Annotated in this window: 10 protein-coding genes and 6 pseudogenes; 8 read left to right on the plus strand and 8 right to left on the minus strand. The window is 41.1% G+C overall.

Annotation, left to right across the window (positions count from 1 at the left end; translation table 11 throughout):
• Window positions 1-10 precede the first annotated feature (10 nt).
• The 6 genes and pseudogenes from DWX76_RS06070 (at window position 11) to DWX76_RS06095 (ending at window position 6,538) form a co-directional block, all read left to right on the plus strand.
• On the plus strand, window positions 11-1,186 hold the full coding sequence (locus DWX76_RS06070) for an ATP-binding protein (RefSeq protein WP_118570303.1): 1,176 nt from the start codon (window positions 11-13) through the stop codon (window positions 1,184-1,186).
• 16 nt (window positions 1,187-1,202) lie between these two features.
• Window positions 1,203-1,358 (plus strand): annotated as a pseudogene (locus tag DWX76_RS14285) (23S rRNA (uracil(1939)-C(5))-methyltransferase RlmD); the annotation flags it as partial.
• Window positions 1,359-1,378: 20 nt separating this feature from the next.
• Window positions 1,379-2,067, plus strand: a pseudogene (locus DWX76_RS06080) (response regulator transcription factor).
• Window positions 2,043-3,308 (plus strand): sensor histidine kinase, encoded by a 1,266-nt coding sequence (locus DWX76_RS06085; protein WP_118570305.1) that lies wholly within the window; start codon window positions 2,043-2,045, stop codon window positions 3,306-3,308. The pseudogene DWX76_RS06080 and the gene DWX76_RS06085 overlap by 25 nt, the downstream one beginning before the upstream one ends.
• A 113-nt stretch (window positions 3,309-3,421) precedes the next feature.
• A complete protein-coding gene (locus DWX76_RS06090) occupies window positions 3,422-4,096 on the plus strand; it encodes an ABC transporter ATP-binding protein (protein WP_005340169.1) in 675 nt (224 codons plus the stop codon).
• Window positions 4,093-6,538 (plus strand): annotated as a pseudogene (locus tag DWX76_RS06095) (ABC transporter permease). Before DWX76_RS06090 ends, DWX76_RS06095 begins: the two are co-directional and overlap by 4 nt.
• A gap of 410 nt (window positions 6,539-6,948) precedes the next feature.
• Here DWX76_RS06095 and DWX76_RS06100 read toward each other — a convergent pair.
• The 6 genes and pseudogenes from DWX76_RS06100 to DWX76_RS06125 form a co-directional block, all read right to left on the minus strand.
• Window positions 6,949-7,212 (minus strand): annotated as a pseudogene (locus DWX76_RS06100) (hypothetical protein); the annotation flags it as partial.
• Window positions 7,213-7,345: 133 nt separating this feature from the next.
• A complete protein-coding gene (locus tag DWX76_RS06105) occupies window positions 7,346-7,861 on the minus strand; it encodes a GNAT family N-acetyltransferase (RefSeq protein ID WP_118570306.1) in 516 nt (171 codons plus the stop codon).
• 53 nt (window positions 7,862-7,914) lie between these two features.
• Window positions 7,915-8,358 (minus strand): GNAT family N-acetyltransferase, encoded by a 444-nt coding sequence (locus DWX76_RS06110; RefSeq protein WP_107001132.1) that lies wholly within the window; start codon window positions 8,356-8,358, stop codon window positions 7,915-7,917.
• 79 nt (window positions 8,359-8,437) lie between these two features.
• On the minus strand, window positions 8,438-8,974 hold the full coding sequence (locus DWX76_RS06115) for a TIGR00730 family Rossman fold protein (protein WP_118570307.1): 537 nt from the start codon (window positions 8,972-8,974) through the stop codon (window positions 8,438-8,440).
• A gap of 33 nt (window positions 8,975-9,007) precedes the next feature.
• Window positions 9,008-9,247 carry a type II toxin-antitoxin system YafQ family toxin gene (locus DWX76_RS06120; protein WP_207664893.1) on the minus strand — a complete coding sequence of 80 codons (240 nt, stop codon included), beginning with the start codon at window positions 9,245-9,247 and terminating at the stop codon, window positions 9,008-9,010.
• Window positions 9,248-9,284: 37 nt separating this feature from the next.
• Window positions 9,285-9,557 (minus strand): type II toxin-antitoxin system RelB/DinJ family antitoxin, encoded by a 273-nt coding sequence (locus DWX76_RS06125; protein WP_118570308.1) that lies wholly within the window; start codon window positions 9,555-9,557, stop codon window positions 9,285-9,287.
• A gap of 304 nt (window positions 9,558-9,861) precedes the next feature.
• On the opposite strand from DWX76_RS06125, the pseudogene rhuM reads away from it, so the two are divergent.
• A pseudogene (rhuM, locus tag DWX76_RS06130) lies at window positions 9,862-10,071 on the plus strand (RhuM family protein); the annotation flags it as partial.
• Between the two features lie 44 nt (window positions 10,072-10,115).
• On the opposite strand, the pseudogene DWX76_RS06135 reads toward rhuM, so the two are convergent.
• A pseudogene (locus tag DWX76_RS06135) lies at window positions 10,116-11,086 on the minus strand (alpha/beta hydrolase).
• Between the two features lie 15 nt (window positions 11,087-11,101).
• Window positions 11,102-11,812, minus strand: coding sequence for a flavodoxin (locus DWX76_RS06140; protein ID WP_117795965.1), 711 nt, complete (start codon window positions 11,810-11,812; stop codon window positions 11,102-11,104).
• Between the two features lie 119 nt (window positions 11,813-11,931).
• Between DWX76_RS06140 and DWX76_RS06145 the strand changes: the two genes are divergently transcribed.
• Entirely contained in the window at window positions 11,932-12,372 is a 441-nt protein-coding gene (locus DWX76_RS06145; protein ID WP_118570309.1) for a MerR family transcriptional regulator, read from the plus strand.
• Window positions 12,373-12,518: the final 146 nt, after the last annotated feature.

Genomic DNA, 12,518 nt, shown 5'->3' on the forward strand with positions numbered 1-12,518 from the left:
GGAAGCCGAAATGAAAACAAGGTTTCTGGCAACTATGAGTCATGATATACGTACACCACTGAACGGTATTATCGGTATGGTAAATATGGAAAATCAGTACGCAGATGATTCACAGATACAGCAGAAGATCAGAGAAAAGGTAATGGAATCCCTGAAATATCTGGTGTCTCTGGTAAATGATGTGCTGGATATAAATAAACTACAGAGCGGAGATTTGAAGGATCAGCAGCTTTTGTTTGATCTGACAATGGTACTACGGGAATTGAACCAGATTTATGATGAGCGGGCTGCCAAGAAAGGCATCCGGTATGAGATTGACTGGAAAAATGGTACATACAGTCACAGCGCTCTGGTTGGAAACCCGGTATATCTTGGAAGAATTCTGTCGAATATTATGGACAATGCCATAAAATTCAGTCAGGCGGGTAGTGTGATTACGGTCTGGGTTGAGGAAGAAACTCTGGATGATGGCAGAGCAATTTTCACTTTCTACTGTAAAGACCAGGGTGTGGGTATGAGTGAAGATTTTATTGCACATGTTTTTGATATGTTCTCTCAGGAAAGCAAGACAAGCAGATCCAGGTATGAAGGCACCGGACTGGGGCTTGCAATTACGAAGCAGCTCGTGGACAGAATGGATGGAAGTATTGAACTGAAGAGCAAAGCAGGTGTCGGGACAACAGTTATTGTAAAAATTCCGTTCAAAATTGGCACACAGGATAAAAACAGTAATTTATCAGATAAGCCAGTAAGCCTTGATGATTATTCGGTAGAAGGCATGCGGGCATTGGTTGTGGAAGACAATGAGTTGAACATGGAAATTTCCAGATGTATACTGGAAGACAGCGGTATGGAAGTTACATGTGCAGTAGACGGGCAGGAAGCAGTTGAAATCTTCGAGAAATCTGCACCGGATTATTTTGGGGTAATTTATATGGATGTTATGATGCCGAGGATGAATGGTCTGGATGCGGCAAGGACCATCAGGAAAATGAAAAGAAGGGATGCCAGGAGGGTTCCGATCATTGCAATGTCCGCAAATGCCTTTGCAGAAGACATTATCAACAGCCGGCTGGCTGGAATGAATGTTTATCTTGCAAAGCCGCTGGATGCGGAAAAAATGATTGTTGCCTTAAAACAATGCATGGCAGATAATAGCGATGTAAAACTGCACGAAGATTTGTAGGAATAAAAAGACAGAGCATCTGTATATTTCACAGGTAAAGAGAAAATGCGGAATTGAGGTTGGAAAGAATTATAATTTATCTAAAAATGAAGATAGTAGGCAGCCACAGTGTCCAGAAGATAAAGAGAGTGCAATTGTGGAGGCATTGAAGCATTTTAAGATGAATAGTTAATAAAGAGAGGTGCATATGCTATGCCAGGTATACTCGTGTTGAAGATGATGAAAATTTAAATCGTGGAATTACATTCTCACTGAAAAAATCCGGATATGAGGTTTTTTCAGCAGAATCAATGAAAAAAGCGAAAAGAATTGCAAGTGATAATAATGTGGATGTTACCATTTGTGATGTGAATCTTCCGGATGGGAATGGACTGGAATTTGTAAGGTGGATGAGATGCAATTATAATACATACATTATTTGTCTTACAGCACTAGATCAGGAGATGGATCAGGTCATGGGATATGAAGCAGGGGCAGATGATTATATTACAAAGCCGTTTAGTCTTTCGGTACTTCTTTTGAAAATAGAAGCACATTTCCGCCGCAGACAGGAGAAAACGGAAGCCGGAAAGATGATTTCGGGAGATATCGTATTTATCGCAGGAGAAATGAAAGTCCTGATAAAGAGTCGTGAAATCAGTCTGACAAAAACGGAGTTGAAAATGCTGACTTTTTTTCTTCAGAATCCGAAACAGATTCTTTCAAAAACACAAATATTGGAAAATGTGTTTGATCTGGAAGGGGATTTTGTGGATGAAAATACAATCGCTGTCAATATCAGAAGACTCCGTGAGAAAATCGAAGACAATCCGGCTGCACCGGTCTATATAAAGAATATCAGAGGTCTTGGGTATATATGGAATCAGGAGGTAAGGCAGTGACAAAGAGATATCGCAAGAAGATTACAGTAGTGCTCTCCTTGGTATTACCTGTCATAGTATTGTTTGCAATATTAAATTGCTTTACCACGTATGTGTTTTATGAAGATTATAAATATAAAATGAATCTTATGACAGAGATTGCTGCAAAGGAAGAATTTTCCGGGCTGGATGCTGTTTCGGAATTGCTTAAGGATAAGGATATTGAAACTAACGAACAGGGAAGGCGATTATTGGAGCAATATGGATACTGGGGGAATAAAGGGAATGCATTTTATTCGCAATTCCGGCATCAGGTTATGGTGACCGATGCTGTAAGCACTGTGATATGCGTGCTTCTTTTGACTTTTTTACTTTATTGGAAGAAAAAAGAAGATGCGTGTCATCAGAAAATTTTAGACCAGTTGGAAGAAATTCTGATCAGATTCCGTGAAAATAAATTTGATGATTTACTGAAAACGGAAAATCATGCAGAACTGGAAAAATTGAATGACCAGCTTGAAGCAATCGGACATCATATTCAGTTGATAAAGGAAGAAGCAAGGGCAGAAAAGGAGAACACGAAAGAAATGGTTTCTGATATTTCTCACCAGTTAAAAACACCGGTTGCAGCTTTGGATACATGTTTTAGTGTGCTGATGCAGAATGACTTAAGTGCCACAGAACAGGAGGAGTTTCGTATCCGTTGTCGGAGTGCTCTGGATGGACTGGAGACATTATTGCAGTCGCTTCTTGAAATATCCAAGATGGAAACTGGACTGATTCAGATTAATAAGAAAAAACTTCCGCTTATGGATACTGTCATATCTGCTGTGAACCGCACTTATCCTAAAGCGGATGAGAAAGAAATTGAATTCGTTTTTGACTATGAAAAAGAGCTGGAAACATGCACGATTATGCAGGATAAAAGGTGGCTTGGTGAAGCTGTGATCAACGTTCTGGATAATGCGGTCAAGTACAGTCCGTGTGGTTCAAAAATATTTATCCAGTTACAAAAAAGAAACGATCTTGTAAGAATGGAAATTGAGGATCAGGGAATTGGTATTCCGCAGAATGAGTATCACAAAATTTTTCAACGATTTTACAGAGGAAGTTCCAAGGAGGTCATGGAAAAGAGTGGTACAGGAATCGGACTTTTTCTATCGAGAGAAATTATCGAAAAACACGCAGGTACGATTACGGTAACCTCCGGCAAAAAGAAAAAAGGAAGCATGTTTGTGATTCAATTACCATATGTTGGTTAAATTTTAAGTGAGCAGAAATCTTACAATTCTGTAAGACTTCTGCTCGTTTTTTGAAAGTGAAATGAAAGATTGCCCTGATACAATTTGGATGTAAGATGAAAAGGAGGCAACACATGAGTGTGATATTAGAAACCAAGCAGCTTTGTAAGTTTTATGGCGCAGGTGAGAATCAGGTCAAAGCGGTCAATCAGGTGGACATTCAGATTGAGCGGGGAGAATTTGTCGCAATTGTTGGAAAGTCAGGTTCCGGTAAAAGTACATTACTTCATATGCTTGGAGGGCTTGATACCCCGACAAAAGGCAGTGTTACTTTAGCAGGGAAAGATTTATACAGGATGAAGGAAGATGCCCTTGCTGTTTTCCGCAGAAGAAAAATCGGATTTGTTTTTCAGGCATTTAATCTGGTTTCATCTGTTAATGTCTGGGAAAATATTGTACTGCCACTGGGGCTGGATGGAAGAAAAGTGGATGAAGCGTATGTAAATGATATTATTGCAACTCTGGGGATTGAAAACCGGATTTATAATCTGCCAAATCAGTTATCCGGAGGACAGCAGCAGAGAGTAGCAATTGCAAGAGCACTGGTGAATCGTCCGGAAATTATATTTGCAGATGAGCCGACAGGCAATCTTGATTCTAAGACCAGCGATGAGGTGATTGCACTGCTTAAAATGACAGCAAAAAAATATGGTCAGACGATTGTAATGATTACCCATGATGACGAAATCGCACAGGTCGCTGATCGCATTCTGGTGATTGAGGATGGACAGGTGGTGGATTTCAGATGAAGACAATAAGCAGGATTGCACATAGCAATGACAAAAAGAACAAGACAAGAAGTATACTGATCATGATGTCCATATGTCTGACTACGATGCTGCTTGTTATCATCAGTACTGTGGGAAATGGGGTAATTCATTTACAGAAAAGTCAGGCGGCAGGCTCATATGGAAGCAATTATGGTCTGTTTGTTTCCGCAGACGGATCGCAGTTAAAAGAAGTAAACCGCCGTGCGGAAATAGATGCTACAGGCACTATGTGCACCGAAGGTATCATAAAAGGCAATGAAAAAGGCGGGTTTGTCTGCATGGATGAGACTGTAAAAAAAAATGCTTCCCTATAATAAAGAATATGAGTTAAAGGAAGGAAAGTATCCGGAAAAAATGCAGGAAATTGCCGCAGGAAGAGCATTTTTCCGTGCAATGGGGTATGGTGATGTAAAAGTCGGGGATACGGTGACATTGGATTACCGCGCAGGGATGCAGTCAGAATATAAGTCGGAAGAATTTGTTGTCAGCGGAATCCTATATGATCGGGATGAGTATACCATCGAGGCATCTTATGTTGCTTTCGGGTCACAGGAGTTTTATGATGAGCACGTCGCAGAGAATGACAGACAGTATAATATTTATTTTACTTTAAATGATTCTGCAAATGTATCTATGAATAATATTGATTCGGTTATAAAGCAGATTGCAGCAGCTTGTGGAATCGAAGAAAAAAACGTTATAGTCAATGATCTCTATTTGCAATGGGTCTTGCAGCCGAGTTATGAAATGATTGTGGTTTGTGGAACCCTGATCCTCGGAATCGTGCTGTTTTCCGTTGTGGTCATTTATAATATCTTCCAGGTCGGGATCGTCCACAAGGTTCAGGAGTACGGAAAAATCAAGGCACTGGGTGCAACCAGAAAGCAGATGAAGCAGTTGATCTTTCGTGAGGGCATTCTTCTGGCGGTTCCTTCGATACCGCTGGGGCTGTTGTTTGGCTTTCTGATTGCAAAATGCGGTTTTAACTGGCTGGTAGAACAGGGGAACCTTGTATCAACCGGAACTGGCTCTATGGGAGTTCAAAATCAGCAGGTGCCTCTGTTTTCCCTGCCTGTTATGTTTCTCTGTATTTTCGTATCATTTCTTACCGTTGCTTTGGCACTGCGTAAACCAATGAAAATTGTTTCACGGATTTCACCTATCGAAGCAACACGGTATTTAGAAAATACAGAAACACAAAAAAAAGGAAAACGAAATGGCAGAAAAAATGTCACCGTGTTTTCTATGGCAATGGCAAATGTAATGGGTAACCAAAAAAGAACCATTGGTACCATCCTCACACTGGGGCTTTCCTGCGCATTGTTTGTGATTATTTCTAATTATGTGGGAAATATTGACACGGAGCATGAAGCACGTCTTTCCGTTAATCATGGACAATTTGAACTGCAGCTTGACTATTCTGCTGAGTATGATGAAAGATATCCGGAGAATAATCTGGATACGATTCTGACGGATAATCCATTGAATGATTCGCTGATTGAAGAAATCAAAAGCATTCCGGGAGTGACAGATGTCATGACGAGAGAGATAGTCTCTGTAAATCTGAACGGAACAAGATTTCCGGCTGATATTGTGAGTAAAAATGATTTTGATTTTATGCGCCAGGACGGGGATATTGGCTCTATGGACTATGATCAGGCGGTAAAGAATGGTGATATTTTCTTTGGCTGGTCAACGTGGATGGAACAAGATGGATATGCTCCGGGTGAATCCATTGCATTTGACTTTGAGAATGGAAGTGAAACCTATACCTATCAGGGAAAGATTGCAGGATCCTTTGTAAGCGCGGACACTTATCTTGTCATTCCAGAAGGTGTATACCGTTCCATGAATCCGAGAGGAACAGCCTATGGCTATCTGTGGGTGGACTGTGACAAAAAAGATGTGGCATCTGTGGAGCAAAATCTGAATACATTGATTTCTAATACTTCGCATATAAAAATGGGTACTTATCATGCGCAGTTACAATCTGCAGAATTCTCAGCTCGCACGATGAAGCTTGGCTGTTATCTGTTTATGGCGGTTGTAGGATTCATCGGTTTTATGAATATGGCAAACACCATGATCATGAATATTACGATAAAAAAGCAGGAATATGGTGTATTACAGGCTGTGGGTATGACAAATAAACAATTAAATTTATGTCTGCAGTTACAGGGACTGATTTTTACGGTTGGCACCATATGTGTAGCACTTGTCGTTGGTCTGCCACTTGGCTACGTGCTCTTTGCCTATGCAAAGCATAATGGGATATTTGGAATGAATGTCTATCATGTTCCAATTACACCAATTCTTGCTATGATTTTGCTGGTCAGCCTTTTGCAGATTGTGCTTTCCTGCGTTTTAAGCAGTAATCTGAAAAAGGAAACGCTGGTAGAAAGAATAAGGTATCAGGGATAGCAAGTAACCAGGCTGTCACTCGGACAATGAGTGACAGCTTGGTTTGCGAGTATACGTCAAAAGATTCTGTGCCCTTGTATTTTCCCTTATCAGAGTTCGTAAACTTATATGGGAATATATAACACAAGGGAAACAATAAGGGAACCGTGCATTTTTCTCGCTGTTCTCGGAGTTTGAAGATCTCGTCGGCAACTTCATCATAGGCTTCTTTGTTATTGGCTTTTTTAAGAAGCTTTTTCTGAAGCTCCTGCAGTTTTTCGTCAATGCCATCAGCGGTATTTTGCTGAGCGCTTCGGATCACCTTTGCGATGTTCTACTGGAGCTGCGTCTGGTAGGTGGACTTATCACCAAGGAGCGTGTTGATTGCCTGAACTACCACATTCTCCAATACCGTCTCATTGATGGTTCTTCGCAAGTGCCTGATTTGCCTGCTCTGCAGCAGTCTTGAGAGTAGCGAGCTTTTCCTTCGTTTCACTGACAGCGCTGGAGAGGAGCTTCTGCTTCTGTGTAAGCAGCTTGATGTTGTCTGGATCCGGTTTTAAGAGCTTTTCGACATCCTTGAGCTGACTCTGCGTATTCTTGATTTCTGCATTGACACCCTTTAAGGCTGTCTGTAGTTTGGTGGTATCGCCGCCGATCTCGACCGTGATACCCTTGATTCTGCTTGCCGCCATAGCGCACCTCCTCTCTGCAAAATGGGCATAAAAATTGCCCGGCATTGTTGCCGAGCATAAAGAAAGCACCGATCAGATTTCTCCGACCGATGCTAATAAACTGCTATTCTACTGAGATTTACAAACTGGAATTTCATAGACGCATTTGCTTTTTAAACGCAAACATTCCCTCGTTTCCATCACCGACAAAATCGTCCGGTGTATCCGGCATAGGATGTTTTTCATTAAAAAATTCCGTAATATGAAAGCAGCAGACATTCACATAAAAATGAATGTTGCGCTTATCAAAGTACGGCGTACAGGTTTCCCATACTTTCGTGTTCGGATATATTCGTTCCAATTCAAACCATATCTTCTTACCGATACCATTGCTCTGAACTCCGTTCTTTACAAAAAGCAGGTCAAGATGGTTATGCTGTGTACTCTCATTGATAACAACAACAGCACCACCCACCATTTCTCCATCGACAACGGCTTTATAGACAACAGAACCCTCCGCATTCAGCGACTGGTCAATGTCCTTTTCAGGTAGAATAACAGCATCTGTTTTCCCGAAAGCATCTTCAAAACCTTTTTGAAATGCTTCCTGCATATCCGACTTGTATTGCGTTAATTCTTTTGGTTCTATACAAACTAATTGGAAGGTCATTTTATATCTATCTCCTCAAAAATACCGATTTTCTTAATTCTACATACTGGAAGTTATAAACATCTTTGCAAATATATCATATCTATCAACTGTACACCGCCCTCATAAATTGGGTGGTCATAATTGTCAGTAAAGAAATTGGGAATCTTGTGAGAACGAACAAACCCACATTTTTCATAAAATGGTATCGTCAATGGACTGTCACCTGTTCCAACTTGCAAAACAGAATATTCATCTGCATATTTACTGGCAAGAAAATCAATTAGTGCTTTGCCATAGCCCTTTCCCTGATTTTCCGGATCGACTGCGATATTCTTGATTTCAAGTATTCCATTACCTTCATCGGTAACAACACATTCTGCTTTTTCATCATTGTCTTCAAGCACATACATAGTACCTTTTTCAAGATAGCGCTCAACCATGCTCTCCTGTTCATCAGCTAATAACAATAATGATATAAATTGCTTTTTATTTTCGTTCACTTCTCGGATTTTCATATCCATTACTCCGTCAAATTGGAATTGAACGTGCTCTGTCTTTCGCTAATGCAACTCCATTTTACTGTGCAAACATAAGTTATGCCCGTCTCAAGATTCGCTTTATATCATCCAGATTTTCAACAAAAAAGATTCCCTCCTGTCGCTCGTTAGAAGATAATCCTTTTTCAATCATATGATTTAGAAGTGCTTTCAAATCATCGTAGTAACCGTTCAGGTTGTAGAGAATGCAGGGTGCCTCCAGATGTTTCAAAGACACCTTCGACATTACCTCTGCAATTTCCTCCAATGTTCCCGTGCCGCCCGGGAAGGCAATAAAGGCTTCTCCTAACTCAATCATTTTGTTTTTTCTCTCAGACATATCCTTAGTCACAATCAGTTTTGTCAGTCCATCATGTTGAAACTCATTTTCAATAAAAAAATTCGGCTCAACACCCGTAACATCACCGCCTGCCTTCAATATACTGTCTGCCAATGCACCCATTAAACCACCTTTAGAACCACCGTAAACAAGTGCATTTCCACTGTTTCCAATCCATGCCCCCAATTCCTCAACTGCTTTTCGTAAGCATGGGTCATTTCCTTCATTTGCCCCAAGATAAACTGTTATATTCATTAAAAATTTCCTCCTACAACTTCTGATTTGTACTTATTTCTTAAACAGCTCAGAATGTGAACCAAGGCGATAAAGCATCAAAAGAAGAACTTCTCCACGAATCTCATAAATAAGCAGCCAGTCTGGTTCGATGTGATATTCACGCGTGCCTTTATAGTTGCCTGTAAGATCATGATCTCTGTATTTTGCTTCCAGCGTACCGCCATTCGCCAGAATATCGATTACCTCAAACAGCTTATCAAGATTTTTATTTTGCTTTTTGGCAAGCTTCAAATCTTTTTAAATTGATTTGTAAACTGAATGTCGTATTTCATACATCGAGAGTTGCCTTAAGCGCATCCATACTGGAATAACGCGGAGCAGAAGGATCCTTCATCATTTTTCTGCCTTCCTCAATGGCAGCGGCTGTGGTATCATTCGGTACTTCCAGTTTTAATTCAAAAGGAATACCATGCTCACGGATAGCGGTTCTCAGGAATATATTTACAGCAGTTGTCATATTCAGACCAAGCTCATTGAAGATTTCCTCCGCCTGATCCTTGATTGCCTTGTCTGTACGAATATTTAAATTAGTTGTTGCCATACAGAACACCTCCATTCAAGTATAGTATATGTAGAAATTCGGTTGATGTCAACACAATGTCATTATACAAGCTGTGAATTTTCTGTTAAAATGCATCGAAGTCCTTCTGCGTAGCATCTGCGAATAGGCTTTGTACTCATCATTGCTGCTTTCCGCGTACATGTCGTTCACCATTCCGATTGTGAGTAAGTCAAGATCCCGGATGGAGATGCCGAGCTGTACGCAGCGAAGCAGAAACAATGGTGTGGTCATCGGGCGCTCAGTTGCGTGAAGTTTTTTTAGACTCCATATCCGTCTGGACATTCAGGTCACACGCGATACCAAACACTATAACCTTCAAATGATCATTGCCGTAGGCTTCAAGGTCAATTCCGAGCGTGCCGTACAGTTTTGTAAATGGGTAAACCAGATCGCCAAGGACTACACCATAAAAGGCTGGGTGATGGATGATGAACGGCTGAAACGAGGAACGTATCTGACAGAGAAGTATTTCGACGAGCAGTTAGAGCGTATTCCATGTTCCTTTTCTCCTTATTCTATACAATGATTTTGCTGTTCTTATTTAAGATGCATATTAAAAAAGCTGTTCAGCTTTTCAAAAGGAATGACATCTAAATTGTCATAAAGATCAACATGGCTCGCTCCCGGAATGATAAGCAGCTCTTTATTATCTCCGGTCATTTTTTCATAAGCTCCCTCACTGAAGTAACGGGAATGCGCTTTTTCTCCATGTACCAGTAGAACCGCAGACCGAATTTCAGCGGCATACTGCAAAATTGGCATATTCATAAAGGACAGAGGAGAGGTCACATTCCATCCGTTGTTGGAATTAAGAGAACGAGGATGATAACCACGCTCGGTTTTATAGTAAGCATAATAATCTTTTACAAACTGTGGGGCATTATCCGGCAAAGGATCGATGACACCGCCTGCAAGGGCATAACTGCCATTTTTATAATCCTCAGTACGCTGGCTATTCATTGCCAGTTTTTTGACGAAACGAGCCTCGGGTGTGTTTCATTGTCAAAATAACCGTTGGCAGTCACACGGGTCATGTCGTACATGGTCATAGTCGCAGTCGCCTTGATGCGGGTGTCGATGGCAGCAGCGTTGATTGCCATACCGCCCCAGCCGCAGATACCGATGATACCAATTCTGTCTGTGTCAACATTCTCCTGTACGGACAAAAAATCCACAGCCGCACAGAAATCTTCCGTATTGATGTCCGGAGAAGCCACATAACGAGGACTACCACCGCTTTCGCCTGTAAAGGACGGATCGAAAGCAATCGTTAGAAAACCAAGCTCTGCCATTTTCAGCGCATACAGACCGGAGGATTGCTCCTTGACCGCACCGAACGGACCGCTGACGGCAATAGCGGGAAGCTTGCCCACCACACTTTTTGGCGTGTACATATCCGCCGCCAGTGTGATGCCGTAGCGGTTATGGAAAGTCACTTTTTTGTGATCCACCTTGTCGCTTTTCGGGAACACCTTGTCCCATTCTTGTGTTAAATTTAATTTTTCCATGATGGTAATATCTCCTTAGTTCTCGTCTAAAATTTCAATTTTATCAAGCCAGTCTGTAACTGCTGTTAATGCTTCATCCTGCGAATTTTGTGCCACAGAACCTCTTATTTCTAATCCATCCAAAACATCTGCACCTGTGCAGATTTCAGCAATGCTGCTGTCGGTGGAAGATAGGCCGCTTCCTTCGTGGGTACAGAACGGAATGATTGTCTTTCCCGAAAAATCATAACTCTCAAGGAATGTGTAGACTGCCATCGGCATGTCGCTCCACCAAATCGGGTAACCGAGAAAGACAACATCATAATCTTCCATGTTTTCCACGGTAGCTGACAGTTCAGGACGGGCATCTTCTTCCTGCTCCTGCTTTTCGGTTTCTGTACAAGCTTCGTATTCATCGGGATATGGCACAACGGTGCTGATTTCGAATAGGTCAGCATCGACCTGTTCTGCAATCATATCTGCTATTATGTGAGTGTTTCCTTTTTCAATATGCCCGACACCATAATTTTCACCAGTGCGGGAAAAGTATGCTACTAGAACTTTCATAGTTTCTGTATCTCCATTCTCATCTTGTTGTGTGCTGCTACTTTCTTCTTCTGCGGCATTACTTTCTTCTGAAACGGTATACCCGGTAGTTTCTGTTGTTTCGGCATTCTGACTGCTATTGCAGGCAGATAACGCAAAACACATGAAAAGTATGAGTAACAACGATATAACTTTTTTCATAATCCATGTTAGCCATTGCAATCTTTCTGTATAACTGATATACTAATGATAAAACCTAAACCTAACTTTAGGTCAATGGGTTTGTAAAATAAATTTGTTAACTTTTTGTGGAGGCATACATGTATACGATTGGACAGGTTTCGGAAATGTTTGGACTTCCGATTTCAACTTTGCGCTATTATGACAAGCAGGGGCTTTTTCCGGGAATGGAAAGAATTTCCGGCATCCGTAAATTCAGTGAGAAAGAGATTGAAACATTACGTGTAATTGAGTGCCTGAAACGCTCCGGTCTGGAAATCAAGGATATTAAACAGTTTATGGACTGGTGTGTGGAGGGAGCAGCTACTTATCCTCAACGAAAAGAACTGTTTGAGAAGCAAAAGAAAACAGTGGAAGCTGAAATTGAACATTTAAGTCGTGTGTTGGATATGATTAAATTCAAGCGCTGGTATTATGAACAAGCCATGCAGGATGGCAACGAAGAGCGGGTACATAGTATGATACCGGATAAGTTGCCGGAGGATATTCAAAAGATGTACGATCACGCACATAAAGAATAAAGAAATGCTGCATATTTGCCCTTTAGAGACAAATATACGGCATTATTAGTATTCAAATGGAATGAAGTTTTAGTTTGTGGATATAGAAAATGCCCTCCCGGCCATCATGGTCGAGAGGGTTTCGTGCATTTACGGGATTACTCTCC

The organism is Clostridium sp. AF21-20LB (assembly GCF_003478795.1).
Taxonomy (GTDB): Bacteria; Bacillota; Clostridia; order Lachnospirales; family Lachnospiraceae; genus Otoolea; species Otoolea fessa.